We start from the raw sequence: 14343 nt of genomic DNA, 5'->3' as shown, positions 1-14343 counted from the left end.
TCTCTGCGGGCGGCTCTGAAGCACCCCCTGTTTTTCTGGAAGGCGCGATCTGCTCGGGCAGGCGCCTGCACCCCATTTTTCGAGAGTTCCCATGGCGCTTTTGCAGATTTCCGAACCCGGTCAGTCCCCCGATCCGCACCAGCGGCGCATTGCCGTAGGCATCGATCTGGGCACGACCCATTCCCTGGTGGCCGCGGTGCGCAACGGCGTTGCCGAATGCCTGCCCGACGACCAGGGCCGCGTGCTGCTGCCGTCCATCGTGAGCTATGCCGAGCAGGGCAAGCGCCTGATCGGTGACGCCGCCATCGCGGCCCAGAGCACCGATCCGCAAAACACCATTGTCTCGGTCAAGCGCTTCATGGGCCGTGGCCTCAATGACGTGGCCGATGCGAACCACCTGCCTTACGTTTTCGTCCAGCAGGAAGGGCAGGGCGGAATGGTCTCGCTGCAGACGCGCGCCGGCGTCAAGACGCCCGTGGAAATCAGCGCGGAAATCCTCGCCACGCTGCGTTTTCGCGCGGAAGACAGCTTCGACGACGAACTCTATGGCGCGGTGATCACCGTGCCTGCGTACTTCGACGACGCCCAGCGCCAGGCGACCAAGGACGCGGCCCAACTGGCCGGCATCAACCTGCTGCGCCTGATCAACGAGCCGACGGCAGCGGCCATTGCCTACGGTCTGGACAACGCCAGCGAAGGCGTCTACGCGGTCTACGACCTGGGCGGCGGCACCTTCGACATCTCCATCCTGCGCCTGACGCAAGGCGTGTTTGAAGTCATCTCCACGGGCGGTGATTCAGCCCTGGGCGGTGACGACTATGACGCCGCGCTGGCGCAATGGGTGCTCGGGCAGACCGGCGCGCAGGCGCCCAGCGCCGAAGACAAGGCCGCGGTGCGGCTGGCCGCGCGCCGCTGCAAGGAGGCGCTGACGGACGCCGAGAGCGCCACCTTCCGCGCCGAGTTGTCCACGGGCACCGTGGAGCACGCAGTCGCGCGCGCCGATTTCTACGCCGCTACCGAGGCGCTCACGGCGCGCTCGCTGGCCGCGGTGCGCCGCGCGCTGCGCGACGCCGAACTCGCCAAGGACGAAGTGCAAGGCGTGGTCATGGTGGGCGGCTCGACGCGCATGCCCCAGGTGCAAACGGCTGTGGGCGACTTCTTCGGCCAGACGCCGCTGACCAATCTGAACCCCGACGAAGTCGTGGCGCTGGGTGCGGCCATCCAGGCCAACCAGCTCGCAGGCAATAGTTCGGCCGGCGACCTGCTGCTGCTCGACGTGATCCCGCTGTCGCTGGGCGTGGAGACCATGGGCGGTCTGGTCGAGCGCATCGTCGCGCGCAACGAGACGATTCCCACGGCGCGCGCCCAGGATTTCACCACCTATGTGGACGGGCAGACGGCGCTGGCCATCCATGTGGTGCAGGGCGAGCGCGATCTGGTGGCCGACTGCCGCAGCCTGGCGCGCTTCGAGCTGCGCGGCATTCCTCCCATGGCCGCGGGCGCGGCGCGCATACGCGTGACCTTCACGGTCGACGCCGATGGCCTGCTGTCGGTGGGAGCGAAGGAGCAGATCAGCGGCGTGGAAGCGCATATCGATGTCAAGCCATCGTATGGCCTGTCGGATGAACAGATCGCACGCATGCTGCAGGACGGCTTCGCCACGGCGGCGCAGGACATGCAGGCGCGTGCGCTGGTCGAGGCGCGCGTGGACGCCGACCGCATGCTGATCGCCACGCAGAGCGCGCTGGATGCAGACGGCGACCTGCTGAGTGCCGCCGAGCGCGCCACCGTCGATGCCCTGATGGCTGCGCTGCGCGAGCAGCAGGGCTCCAGCGACCCGGCCGTGGTTGAAGCCGCGACCCAGGCCCTGGCCAAGGGCACCGAAGCTTTCGCGGCCCAGCGCATGAACCGCGGCATCGTCCAGGCCCTGGCGGGCAAGAACGTCCACAGCATTTCCTGATTGCCATAGAAGAGAACCCATGCCTGTCATCAAAATATTGCCCCACGCCGAATACTGTCCCCAGGGCGCTGAACTGCAGGTGCCGGCCGGCACGTCGATCTGCGAAGCGCTGCTGGACAACAACATCAAGATCGAGCATGCCTGCGACATGGTCTGCGCCTGCACCACATGCCACGTGATCGTGCGCGAGGGCTTCAACTCGCTCAACGAAGCCGAGGAAGAGGAAGAAGACATGTTGGACCGCGCCTGGGGCCTGGAGCCGCTGTCGCGCCTGAGTTGCCAGGCCATCCTGGCCCAGGAAGATGTGACCGTCGAAATCCCCAAGTACTCGATCAACCACGCCAAGGAAAACCACTGAGATGTCGCGCCAGATCGTCCTTGATACCGAAACCACGGGCCTGTCCGCAGAGAACGGCGACCGTATCATCGAACTCGGTTGCGTGGAGCTGCTCAACCGCAAGCTCACCGGCAACAACCTGCACATGTACTTCAACGCGGGCCGCGACAGCCATGAAGACGCGTTGCGGGTGCACGGCATCACGACCGAGTTCCTCAAGGACAAGCCGCGCTTCGAACAGCAGGTCGACCAGATCCTCGCCTATCTGCAGGGCGCCGAGATCATCATCCACAACGCGCCGTTCGACGTAGGCTTCCTGAACGAGGAACTGCAGCGCGCAGGCAAGCCGCCGCTCAAGAGCTGGGTCGAAGGCGTGATCGACACCCTGGCCATGGCCAAGGAGCGCTATCCGGGCAAGCGCAACTCGCTCGATTCGCTGTGCGATCGCCTGGGCGTGGACAACTCCGGGCGCACGCTGCACGGCGCACTGCTGGACGCGGAACTGCTGGCCGATGTCTACATCAATCTGACGCGCGGCCAGGACGCGCTGCTGATCAGCGACGAAGCGCAGGAAGACGCGTCCGGCCTGCCCATTGTTGCACTCGATCTGCGCAGCCTCACCTTGCCCGTGATCCAGGCCAGCGAACAGGAGTGCACGGCGCACGAAGCGGTGCTGGCGCAAATCGACAAGTCCAGCGGTGCCAAAACTATTTGGCGCAGTGCGGCCTGAACGCCGCAAAAGCTGTGCCATAATTTAGGTCTGGTCGCAACAGCGATTCGGGCGATTAGCTCAGCGGTAGAGCACTGCCTTCACACGGCAGGGGTCACATGTTCGATCCATGTATCGCCCACCAATTTGAAAACCCTCTTGAGTTTCTGGCTTGAGAGGGTTTTTCTTTTTGAGCAGCGGTATGGGGCTGTATGCCGATGATCGCTCGTGATGATCTACTCGCTGTTCCTTCTGGGCTCCTGCCGCCAGCGTCGCCCGCTCTGGGTTTGACAGATGCCTAGGTCGCCATGGAGCGGGTAATTCGAATGCCCTCCAGCCAATGGCCGCATCGCGAGAGTTCTGCAGCCCCGCCGTTTTCACAATGGCGAAGGTTTGGCGCAAACGCTGTTGCGTTGAGTGGCACTTTACAAGCATCAGGTGCCGCAGTTTGCATTGAGCAGCACTACTCGGATGCTTGCAATGAACCAGTGGCACCCGATCCATCCGCATTTATTCAGCAAGCGGTCTTATGGTCGTCCGCGATGAGAAGCTCAATTGTTGAATAGGCCAGTCTTTTGTTTAACGTCAGACTCGCTCATCGAATAACGTTGGATGATTCCACCTTTGTCGAAAAGAACTACCAGTTCCTTCTTTTTCCCGCTGGCAGATGCGCCGAACAGGTTCACAATTGGTACGTATGAAATTGCATCGGCTGACACATTGGTGAATTCATACGTAGCGACTTCTAGGCCGCCGTCTGTGAACGATGTTTTGAGAGGGGAGCCAAAGGTTGCCCGAACTTCCGCTTTGGTTGTTTTGCCTTCGATTAACTTCTGCTGAACAGAGGTTTCTGTTTCGTTGCGAAGTTGCTCGTTGCCAACACTTGCGCAGCCCGCAGTCAAGGCTGCTGCGACGACGAGAGGAAGAATTTTGAAAAATTTCATTGAACGCCTTGAGAAGTAGATTTCGTCTTCAAATGCATTGGAAATGCACATTCAAATGTAACATAATGTTATTGATTCGCTAATGAGAACCAGGGCGAATTCAAGCCATTCCAATGCACGCTCTCATGGACCTGCGTCCAACTTTTGCGCGATGCACCACAGATGGGCGCGCATGCGCTCCATGCGGGCCCTCCGGCATTCCGAAAGAGCTCGCCGGCCTTCTGGAATTGCCCGACATTTGGGCCCGTTGGCAAGCTTTCACGCAGTCGTGAATGCTCGGGGAATTCTGCTTTCAATGAAGCAGGACCGACCTGGACCTCGCGCGCTTGCGGATACTGAGGAGTCGAGCAGCGCCGCCGTGACCCCGGGGCGGGCAGCGCTAATGTGTGACCCGTGCCGCCGACCGGCCGGGGCTATGACGTCTCGGCATGCACGGGCGTTGCCGGTAAAAGTTCGGGCGGTGGCGCTGGTTGGGGTAAAAATTCAGAAGCTTGTGCAAAGACTCGAAAATTGATGTTAGAATATTAGTCTTGACTGGTTGATGCAACAAGTCAGTATGGGTGATTAGCTCAGTGGTAGAGCACTGCCTTCACACGGCAGGGGTCACATGTTCGAACCATGTATTACCCACCATATTTCGAGGTCTGGCCTGTGCCGGATGCTCGGGCGATTAGCTCAGCGGTAGAGCACTGCCTTCACACGGCAGGGGTCACATGTTCGATCCATGTATCGCCCACCAATTCGAAACCCTCTTGAATTCCGGTTCAAGAGGGTTTTTTGCGTTCGTCAAGTAACCTAAGCATTGTCCGGGCCTTTCGGATCTTTTGACACGCCGTTTTCGTTTGAGAACGTTTGGGGTCAGAATGTTTGCTGCACTGCAGCAACAAAACAGAAAGGATCTGGATGCTTCAATTCAAGGACAAGCAAATCGACACCGCAATTTTCGACATGGACGGGACCATGTTCGATACCGAAAGATTGCGATTCAGAACCCTGTCCCAGGCATCCCAAGAACTGTTCGACAAGCCTTTCACCGAAGCCGTGCTCATGGGCTCGCTGGGCCTGAGCGCCACCAAGGCTGAAGAGCTTGCCAAACAGCACTACGGAGATGCATTTCCCTATGCGGCCATTCGCCGGCGCGCGGACGAACTGGAGCTCGCGCATGTGCGTGCCCATGGCGTGCCCATCAAGCCGGGCCTGTTGCCGGTGCTCGAGCGCCTGCGCAAGTCGGGACTGAAGATGGCGGTGGCGACCTCGAGCCGCCGCGCGATCGCCGAGGAGTACCTGATCAATGCCAATATCTTCAAGTACTTCGACCTCTGTGTCTGCGGCGACGAGGTCACGCGCGGCAAGCCCCACCCCGAGATCTTCCTGCGCGCTGCCGAAGCGCTCAACAGCCTGCCCGAACGCAGCCTGATGTTCGAGGATTCGGAAAACGGTCTGCGCTCTGCGGCCGATGCCGGCGGGGTGGCGATTCTGGTCGAAGACATCAAGCCGCCCAGCCCCGAAGTCGCGGCGCGCGCCTTCGCCCGCTACGCCGATCTGCGCGGCTTCCTGGCCGATCTCTCGGATTGGACGCCGAAGATGGCCATGCCTGCGGTGACCGATCCTTTTCCCCAGGCCGTGAACCAGCTCAAGGCCGCAATCCATGGCTTTGGCGCAATGGGCGGAGGCTATCTGGCGCAGGTGTTCTCGCATTGGGATGGCTATACCCGGCCAGGCGAAATCATTGCTTCCACGGGCAATGCGCTGCTGCGCGAGGCGGTCAATGCATTCGGCAGGTTCAGCGTGCGCTATGGCAGCCTGGCGTTCGACCAGACCATAGAGAACATGCGCGTGATCGACGCGGCCGACGTGCCTTGCGTGGCCGGCATGTACCGCGATTGCGAGATCGTGGCCCTGTGCCTGCCCGAGCAGGCGATCGCGACCCAGGCCGAAGTGATTGCCCAGGGCCTGGCCGAGCGGCGCGCGGCGCATGGCCGGCCATTGACGGTGCTGGTGGTGCTCAACAAGGTGGGCGGTGCGCAGTTCGTGCGCGATCAGGTGGCCGCCGCGCTGGCGTCGACACTGCCGGCCGGCGAGTGCGAGCAGATACTTGCGCGCACGCATTTCTGTGAAACCGTGGTCACGCGTATCGTTTCCAAGCTGACCGAAGAGGCGCTGGTGCGTCAGCTGCGCATCAAGCGTGATCTCTACGAGAAGAATGTCGCTGCGGTGCGCGAGTCGGCCGCGGACCATGCAGGGTGGGGCGACGACCTGGGTGATGCACAGATGGAGGCCATCACGCCGATCGTGAATACGCTGCGCGACGCGGGCGAGCCCGCAAGCGCGCTGGCGCCGCTGCACCTGATCCTGTTCCACGCCGAGACGGACATGCCGCTGTATGCACAGCGTGGCGGCAACCTGCTCGAGCATCTGCGCCAGATCGACACCGTCGACGACATCGGTGAAATCCAGACGCTCAAGAACCGGCTGTGGAACGGCACGCATGCGGTCATCGGCTGGTATGCGGCGCTGCTGGGCTATCCGACCATAGGCCATTCGATGGGCGATGCGCGCGTGCAGGCGCTGATGAACCGTTTGCTCGACGCCGAGCTTGCGCCTGCACTGCAAGCGGCATTCCCGGCGATGGCTTCGCGCCTGCCCGAGTTCATCGACACTTTCCGCCGCCGCTGCGAACTCGCGTTCAAGGATCCTTGCGCGCGCGTAGCCCGCGATCCGCTGCGAAAACTGCAGCGCGACGAACGCGTGTTGGGCAGTCTGGCAATGGCCCGTGCCCAGGGCGTGGGGGCGCCGGCGCTGGCGTTCGGCGCCGCGCTGGCCGTGCACTATGCGCTGCACCATGCCGATGCAGGCGACGAGGCCGAATGCCTGACAATCCGCGAAATCTACGCCCAGCGCGGCGCGCTGCAGGATGTGCTGGCGTGGCGCGGCGACTATCACGGTCAGCCCTATGCGGGACTGGATCCGGTTCAGGATGCCGAGGAGATTGCAGCCGTGCAGTGGCATTTCGACCGCCTGCAGGCTGAGGGCGAGCGCTATCTGTCGGCGCCTGCGCTGGACGAAGCTTTTGCCTGATCGGCGTTCGCAGGCGCAAAAATATGCGGCATTTTCCCTTCGGGCGCACGCCGCACTGTTAGAATTTTGGCTTGGCCAGGCATGCTGCCAGGCACCTCTAAATTCGGGTGATTAGCTCAGCGGTAGAGCACTGCCTTCACACGGCAGGGGTCGCAGGTTCAAACCCTGCATCACCCACCAGATTGAAAACCTCGCAAGCCATTGGCTTGCGAGGTTTTTTTATTGCCGCGGCCCTACATGCAGGGCCGCGGCGCCCGAGCCGCGCTCAGGCTTTCTCTAGATCGCCGTTGACGACGCGTGACAGCCCCAGCGGGTTGGCTTGCTGAACGGCTGCGGGCAGCAGTTCATCGGGCAGATCCTGGTAGCACACCGGACGCAGGAAGCGGTCTATCGCGGTCGCGCCCACGGATGTGTACATGGCGTTCGATGTGGAGGGGAAGGGGCCGCCGTGCACCATGGCATGGCAGACTTCCACGCCCGTGGGGAAGCCGTTGGCCAGGATGCGCCCGGCCTTGCGTTCGAGCACGGGAATCAGGCGGCGCGCGTCGGCGTAGTCGGCCGGATCGATCTGCAGCGTCACCGTGAGCTGGCCTTCGAGGTGCTCGGCCAGTTGCAGCACTTCCTCGAAATCCTTGGCGCGGATGACGATGGAGGCCGGGCCGAACATCTCTTCTTCGAGCACCGGCGACGACAGCAGGCGCTGGGCGTCGGTCACGTAGAGCGCGGCCTGGGCGGCGTTGGGCTGGCCGCCCGCGGCCAGTCCCTGGGCGACTTTCTCCACGCCTGCGACGCCGTCCACCTTGCCCGTGCCCGCAACAAAGGCCTCATGGATGCCGGGGGTCAGCATGGTCTGGGCCGCCTTGGCGGCCAATGCCTTGCTGGCGGCGCTGATGAAGCGCTGCACGTTGTCGTCGCCTATCGCCACCACCATGCCGGGATTGGTGCAGAACTGCCCCGCGCCCATGGTCAGGGAATCGGCAAAGCCGCTGCCTATGGCTTCGGCGCGCGCGGCCAGGGCCGCGGGCATCAGGAACACCGGGTTGATGCTGCTCATCTCGGCGTAGACGGGAATCGGCTCGGGACGCGCGTTGGCGGCGCGCACCAGCGCCAGGCCACCTTGGCGCGAGCCGGTGAAGCCCACGGCCTTGATTGCCGGATGGGAGACCAGCGCCTCGCCCAGCTTGCGGCCCGCGCCTATCAGCAGCGAGAACACGCCTTCGGGCAGGCCCAGGTCCTTGACGGCCTTCTGGATTGCGCGGCCGACGAGCTCGGACGTGCCCAGGTGCGCGCTGTGCGCCTTGACCACCACCGGCGCGCCCGCGGCCAGGGCCGAGGCGGTATCGCCGCCGGCCACCGAGAACGCCAGCGGGAAATTGCTGGCACCGAAAACCGCCACGGGGCCCAGGGGCATCTTGGCCAGGCGCAGGTCGGAGCGCGGCATGGGCGTGCGTTCGGGCTGGGCCTGGTCGATGGTCGGGCTCAGGAAGCGGCCGTCGCGCACCACCTTGGCGAACAGCCGCAGCTGACCGACGGTGCGTCCGCGCTCGCCCTGCAGTCGCGCGATGGGCAGGCCGGATTCGGCGTGGGCGCGTTCGATCAGGGTGTCGCCCAGCGCCACGATGTTGTCGGCAATCGCTTCGAGGAACTCGGCGCGCCTGGCCAGCGGCAGGCTGCGATAGGGGTCGAAGGCGTCGGCGGCCAACTGGGCCGCGCGGTCGACTTCGTCGGCGCCACCCATGCCGAAGGTGGGGGCGTCAATGGGCTTGTCGGTGGCGGGATTGAACGCCTGCTGCTGGCCTTCGGTGCCGCGAACGAAACTCGCGCCGATAAGCATTTCGCCGGTGATTTGCATGAACATGTCCTGGTGAGGTCTATGGTGGTGAATGGCCGGTCTTGCTTCTTCATGGGCCTGGCGCCAGCAGGCCGCAGACGCCCGGCCTTGCCGCGTGCCCGTAGCCGGGGAAAACCGCTGCATGCAGAAGATACCAGACATGAAGATAGCGTAAATATATTTTAAGTATCTTTAAAATTGCAAGCAGCAGGCCATCTGAATTGCGAGGCAAGGGTTAGGCCCCATCGACAGGGTTCAAGTATCTTAATAATATATTTATTTCACGCAGTCTTCCGTTCGACGAAGCGCTGCATCCAAGCCAGTGGCAAGACCTCCTCGCTGCCATCACGACCCTGTTCTATCCTGAGGAGCGCCTCGTGAACTCTACGCCCGACACATTCCCCCTGCGCGCGCCGCAAAGCGTCGCATCTTCCGCCGCGCCCCCGGCCTGCATCATGCTGACGCTGGAAGAAGTGCATGATCTTTCGTTGCGCGTCCTGACCCACCATGGCCTCTCGTCAGCCCAGGCCCAGGCGATCGCCCGCGTCATCACGGCCGGGGAGCGCGACGAGTGCCACTCGCACGGCATCTACCGCCTGCTGTCGTGCACCCGAACCTTGCAGCACGGCGCCGTGGTGCGCGATGCCACGCCTGTCGTGAGCGACCGCGGGCCGGGCGTGGTTGCCGTCGATGCGCAGTTCGGCTTCTCTCAGCTGGCGTTCGAAGTGGGCAGCAAGGTCTTGCTGGAGAAGGTCGCGAAAACCGGCGTCGCGGCGCTGGTCATCAACAACTGCTATCACTTTTCGGCCCTGTGGCCCGAAGTCGAAGCCCTGGTGGAGCATGGCGTGGCCGCGCTGGCCATGACGCCCAGCCATTCGTGGGTCGCGCCTGCGGGCGGGCGCCGGCCGGTGTTCGGCACGAATCCGATTGCCTTCGGCTGGCCGCGCGTTGGCGCGCATCCTTATGTATTCGACTTTGCGACCAGCGCCGTCGCGCGTGGCGAGATCGAGCTGTACCGCCGCAGCGGGCGCGCTCTGCCTGCGGGCTGGGGCATAGATGCCGATGGGGCTTCGAGCACCGACGCCGCGACCGTGCTGGACCAGGGCGCAATGCTGACGTTCGGCGGGTACAAGGGCTCGGCCTTGTCGACGATGATCGAATTGCTCGCCGGCCCGCTGATCGGCGACATGACCAGCAGCGAGTCGCGCGCCAAGGACGACGGCGCCGGCGCCGCGCCGTGTCACGGCGAACTGGTGCTGGCGTTCGACCCCCGATTCTTCAGCCAGGGTGACTTTCTCGAAGACCGCGTGCGCGCCGAGAAGCTGTTCGAAGGCATCACCGATCAGGGCGCGCGCCTGCCTTCGCAGCGTCGCTTCGCTGCCCGGGAGCGCAGCCTGGGCAATGGTTGCGTGCAGGTGCCTGCGGCCCTGTATTACGACGTGCGGCAACTGCTGCTGTGACACGGCTTGCGACTTGCCATTGGCAGCAGCTTCAGGGCGGCGAGCGCGCAAATACGGTGATGTAGCAAAAGTATTTTGTCAATATAATTGCATTCAACCATTTCAGCTTTTGCGGCATAAAAAGCCGAAAGAATCCTTCATCTGATGCCGACTCCTTTCAAATCCACAGCTTCGCGCGCGAAGCCTTCCACTGCCAAGGTCAAGGCGGCGGTTCCGGCCAAACGCCGGGCTGCGGACCTTGCCTACGATGCCATCGAAGCGATGCTGTCGACCATGCAGCTCGAGCCCGGCAGCCCTATCGTGGAGGCCGAGCTGGCCGAACGCACTGGCATGGGGCGCACGCCGGTGCGCGAAGCCTTGCTGCGCATGATCTCGATCGGCCTGATCGTCCAGCAACCGCGCCGCGGCCTGCTGGTCTCGAACATCGATCTGGCGGAGCATCTCGACGTGATACAGACGCGCCGGGTGCTGGAGAATCTGATCGCGGCCTGCGCCGCGCGCCGCGCATCGGCGGCGCAGCGCAAGGAAATCGTGCATTGCGCCGAGAAAATGGTGGCCGCTGCCGAGCGCGGCAATCTGGACGAATACATGCGCGGCGACCATGAGCTCGATCTCGTGATCCACTCGGCCAGCCGCAACCGTTCGGCCGTGAAGTGCGTGACGCCGCTGATCGTCCAATGCCGCCGGTTCTGGTATGCGTACCAGCACGAAGGCGACATCATCGCGGGCGCCCAGGCGCATCTGGAACTCGCACAAGGCATTGCCACGGGCGATGAGGCGGCGGCGATCACCGGCGCCAACCGCCTGATGGACTACCTCGAGGATTTTGCCAAGCGCATTATCGAAAGTTGAACACCGGGCGCTCGCGTGCGCTCTGTCGCAACGACAAAGGGGTGATGGCCAGGCCATCACCCCTTTTTTTCAGCTGCGGCTCAGAGCTTTGCGCCGACGGCGCGCAGCTCGGCGATCTGCGGCGCCTTGGGCAGCCAGATCTTGTCGAAGGCATCGATTGCGGGCTTGGTGTCGAAGTTGCTCAGATCGCGGATGGCGATCGATTCCTTCTTGAACTTCTCCAGCAGGCCGGCTTCGGTGGTGACGATGTCATTGATCTGGGCGTCGAGCGCCTGCGTGGTCAGCTGGCGAATCAGGTCACGGTCCTTGGTGTCCAGCGTGGCCCAGACGCGGCCGGAGAACAGTGGCGCAAACGGCATGAACAGCGCGTTCATCGGCATCATGACTTTCGACACCTTGTCGAAGCGCTGGTTCCACGAGAACTCCACGTCGGCTTCGAGGCCGTCGACCTGGCCGTTGGTCATCGCATCGAACACCGCAGGCGTGGGAATCGGCGTGGGCGCGGCGCCGAAGTACTGGTAGAAGTCGCGGTAGACGGGTGTCGGGTTGATGCGGATCTTGAGACCCTTGAGGTCATTGGGCGTCTTGATGTCCTTGTTCGAGAACACCACGCGCATGCCCGTGATGCCCCAGCCCAGGCCCACGCAGCCGGTCTCGCGCGGCAGCACTTCGAGCAGCTTCAGGGCCGCGGGGGTCTTGACCAGTTTGGCGACCGCGGGCGTGGAGCGTACGAGATAGGGCGCGTTGATCGAGGCCACGCTGGAGACGCGCGTGCCCAGTTCGGCAGCCTGTATCCAGCCCATGTCCAGCGCGCCCGACTGCATCTGCTGCATCATCACCGACTCGTTGCCCAGCTGGCCCGAATGGAAGACTGTCACCGTGAGGCGGCCGTTGGTGGCCTTGGACAGCGCCTCGCCGAACTGCAATGCCGCGCGGTTCCATGAATGGCCTGCGGGCGTGATGATGCCCAGGCGCAATTCCTTGGCTGCTGCCGCACGCGAAGGCGTCACGAATGCCAGGGGCGCAGCGGCCACGGCCGAGGTCTGAAGAAAGTGGCGACGGTTGAGTGTCATGAAAAACTCCGTAGAGAGGGGAGGAATCGAGGCAGAGCGGGGAAACGGTCAGTTCAGCAGGCCCAGCGACAGGCTGGGGAACAGCGAAAGCATGATCAGCGCGATCACGCTGATGATGAAGAAAGGCAGCGTGACGATGAACATGCGCCCCGGCTTGGCCCCCGTCACGGCCGCGGCCACGAAGAAGCTCAGGCCTACGGGCGGCGTCATCAGCCCCAGCACCAGGTTGATGACGATCACCACGCCGAAATGGCGCGGGTCGATGTGGTAGATCTCGGTGGCGATGGGCAGCAGGATGGGCGCGGTCATGATCAGGCCCGGAATGCCGTCGATCACGGTGCCTATGATCAGCAGGATCACGTTGACCAGCAGCAAGAAGGTGATCGGGTCCTTGGCCACGGTCTGTATCCAGGCGGCGACCTCCTGCGGAATCTTGCCGTAGATCAGCAGCCACGAGAACACGGAGGCCGCAGCCACCAGGAACAGCACGATGGCCGAGTAGATGGCGGCACGCAGCATGATGGGCGCCAGGTCGGAGTACTTGAATTCGCGCGTCACGTAGCGGCCCACGAGCACCGCGCTCACCGCGCCCACGGCCGCGGCCTCGGTCGGATTGGCCAGGCCGGTCAGGATGGAGCCGACGATCACCAGCGGAATCAGCAGCGTGGGGCTGGAAGTGAGCACCGTCATGGCGCGCTCGCGCAGCGTGCGCCTGGCGCTGCGCGGGTAGTTGTAGACCAGGCCCATGCAGGCGATCACGCCGAAGAACAGCACCGTCAGCAGGATGCCCGGCAGAATGCCCGCTATCAGCATGTCGCCCACGGCCACCTGGGCCAGCACGCTGTAGACCACGAACATCACCGACGGCGGAATGATGGGGCCCAGCATGCCGCCGTACACGGTAAGGCCGGCGGCAAACGTCTTGTCGTAGCCCTGCTTTTCCATCTCGGGAACCATGACCTGCGACATGATCGCGACCTGCGCCGTGGCCGAGCCGATGATGGACGAGACCAGCATGTTTGCCAGGATGTTCACGTAGGCCAGGCCGCCCTTGATCGAGCCCACGAACGCCATCGACAGATCGACCAGCCGGCGCGTGATGCCGCCGCTGTTCATGATTTCACCGATCAGGATGAACAGCGGGATCGCAATCAGGCCGTAGCTGTCGACGCCGGCGAACATCTGCGTGGCGAACGACTGCAGCAGCACCGGGTTGCCGGTGTTGTAGATGTAGAAAATGCCCGAGAGGCAAAGACACAGGCCGATGGGCACGCCCACCAGCATGATCACGATGAAGAAGAGGGAGGTCAGCATGTCAGTTCACCGCTTCGGGGTTGGCTGCCTGGAAGGCAGGGTGTTTGCGCTGGGGTGCGAGGTGCAGGTCTTCCAGCAGGTTGGCCAAGGCGTGCAGGCTCATGCAGACAGCGAAGATCGGCATGATCAGTTGCAGCACCCACACCGGCCATTCGAGCGTCTGCGTGCGCTCCGTGTAGAGGAAGTTGAAGGACTCGGCCGCGTATTCCTTGGCGTCGAAGCCCTTGCTGGCGATGCCCACGGGATCCATCCAGATCCAGCACATGGCGAACAGCGCCAGCGCGAAGAACAGCACGCCGCCCGTGGCGATCACCTTGGCGATGCGTGCGTTGCGCGCTCCCAGCTTCTCTGTGAGCATCGTGACCGCGAAGTCCAGTCGCAGGCGGGTCATCGCCGAGGCACCGATGAAGGTCAGCCAGACGACCGTATAGACCGCAGCTTCGTCTATCCAGTAGATCGGCATGCCGCTGTAGCGCGTGACCACGTTGATCAGGATCAGCGCGGTCAGCAGGCTCATCAGGAAAGTCAGCAGCCAGCGCTCCACGCGCAGCAGCGCATCGGAGGCGTCCAGCACCCAGCGCACGGGCCGCGGTGGAGGGTTGAGGGCAGTGGAAGAGTTGGCTATATCGTCCATGAGGCTTCTTCTGGTTTTTTGGAAAAGGAAGTGAAACAAACTGCCCACAACTCAAACATATGCCAAATATATTAAGAGCCTTGGGCAGGCCGGCCTATAGGTGTTTCCCTGGGATCGCCGCGCAGTGCTGCGCCGATCGGCATGGCGCGCG

General features: G+C 63.2%; 11 protein-coding genes, 4 tRNA genes and 1 pseudogene. 11 read left to right on the top strand and 5 right to left on the bottom strand.

What is annotated here, in order from left to right; translation table 11 throughout:
- The first annotated feature begins 91 nt into the window (after window positions 1-91).
- From hscA to ACSVDO_RS11320, 5 genes and pseudogenes are all read left to right on the top strand, one after another.
- Complete coding sequence (gene hscA / locus ACSVDO_RS11340; RefSeq protein ID WP_489592177.1) at window positions 92-1960, top strand: Fe-S protein assembly chaperone HscA; 1869 nt, start codon at window positions 92-94, stop codon at window positions 1958-1960.
- A 19-nt stretch (window positions 1961-1979) separates the two neighbouring features.
- Window positions 1980-2318, top strand: a complete 339-nt coding sequence (gene fdx, locus ACSVDO_RS11335) for an ISC system 2Fe-2S type ferredoxin (protein WP_332537372.1) — start codon at window positions 1980-1982, stop codon at window positions 2316-2318.
- A gap of 1 nt (window position 2319) precedes the next feature.
- On the top strand, window positions 2320-3027 hold the full coding sequence (dnaQ, locus tag ACSVDO_RS11330) for a DNA polymerase III subunit epsilon (protein WP_489592175.1): 708 nt from the start codon (window positions 2320-2322) through the stop codon (window positions 3025-3027).
- A 49-nt stretch (window positions 3028-3076) separates the two neighbouring features.
- A tRNA-Val gene (locus ACSVDO_RS11325) sits at window positions 3077-3151 on the top strand.
- 194 nt (window positions 3152-3345) lie between these two features.
- Window positions 3346-3552, top strand: a pseudogene (locus ACSVDO_RS11320) (IS481 family transposase); the annotation flags it as partial.
- 5 nt (window positions 3553-3557) lie between these two features.
- On the opposite strand, the gene ACSVDO_RS11315 reads toward ACSVDO_RS11320, so the two are convergent.
- Complete coding sequence (locus tag ACSVDO_RS11315; protein ID WP_489592174.1) at window positions 3558-3950, bottom strand: hypothetical protein; 393 nt, start codon at window positions 3948-3950, stop codon at window positions 3558-3560.
- Between the two features lie 558 nt (window positions 3951-4508).
- Between ACSVDO_RS11315 and ACSVDO_RS11310 the strand changes: the two genes are divergently transcribed.
- From ACSVDO_RS11310 to ACSVDO_RS11295, 4 genes are all read left to right on the top strand, one after another.
- A tRNA-Val gene (locus ACSVDO_RS11310) sits at window positions 4509-4583 on the top strand.
- A gap of 31 nt (window positions 4584-4614) precedes the next feature.
- Window positions 4615-4689 (top strand) — tRNA-Val (locus ACSVDO_RS11305).
- 164 nt (window positions 4690-4853) lie between these two features.
- On the top strand, window positions 4854-7028 hold the full coding sequence (gene mtlD / locus ACSVDO_RS11300) for a bifunctional mannitol-1-phosphate dehydrogenase/phosphatase (protein WP_489592172.1): 2175 nt from the start codon (window positions 4854-4856) through the stop codon (window positions 7026-7028).
- Between the two features lie 105 nt (window positions 7029-7133).
- A tRNA-Val gene (locus ACSVDO_RS11295) sits at window positions 7134-7208 on the top strand.
- Between the two features lie 85 nt (window positions 7209-7293).
- Here ACSVDO_RS11295 and ACSVDO_RS11290 read toward each other — a convergent pair.
- Window positions 7294-8880, bottom strand: coding sequence for an aldehyde dehydrogenase (NADP(+)) (locus tag ACSVDO_RS11290; protein WP_489592170.1), 1587 nt, complete (start codon window positions 8878-8880; stop codon window positions 7294-7296).
- A gap of 434 nt (window positions 8881-9314) precedes the next feature.
- On the opposite strand from ACSVDO_RS11290, the gene ACSVDO_RS11285 reads away from it, so the two are divergent.
- Entirely contained in the window at window positions 9315-10319 is a 1005-nt protein-coding gene (locus ACSVDO_RS11285; RefSeq protein WP_489596389.1) for an Ldh family oxidoreductase, read from the top strand.
- 144 nt (window positions 10320-10463) lie between these two features.
- Window positions 10464-11171 (top strand): GntR family transcriptional regulator, encoded by a 708-nt coding sequence (locus ACSVDO_RS11280; protein WP_489592168.1) that lies wholly within the window; start codon window positions 10464-10466, stop codon window positions 11169-11171.
- 80 nt (window positions 11172-11251) lie between these two features.
- Here ACSVDO_RS11280 and ACSVDO_RS11275 read toward each other — a convergent pair whose 3' ends face one another.
- The 3 genes from ACSVDO_RS11275 to ACSVDO_RS11265 are packed head-to-tail and all read right to left on the bottom strand — an operon-like array spanning window position 11252 to window position 14192.
- Entirely contained in the window at window positions 11252-12244 is a 993-nt protein-coding gene (locus ACSVDO_RS11275) for a TRAP transporter substrate-binding protein (RefSeq protein ID WP_332537361.1), read from the bottom strand.
- A gap of 48 nt (window positions 12245-12292) precedes the next feature.
- Window positions 12293-13558, bottom strand: a complete 1266-nt coding sequence (locus ACSVDO_RS11270; protein ID WP_489592166.1) for a TRAP transporter large permease — start codon at window positions 13556-13558, stop codon at window positions 12293-12295.
- A gap of 1 nt (window position 13559) precedes the next feature.
- Window positions 13560-14192 (bottom strand): TRAP transporter small permease, encoded by a 633-nt coding sequence (locus ACSVDO_RS11265; protein ID WP_489592164.1) that lies wholly within the window; start codon window positions 14190-14192, stop codon window positions 13560-13562.
- Window positions 14193-14343 lie beyond the last annotated feature (151 nt).

It is taken from the genome of Comamonas sp. DB36 (genome assembly GCF_057914905.1).
The sequence above is the reverse complement of the archived record's forward strand: the minus strand, read 5'-3'. Positions and strand labels throughout refer to the sequence as shown.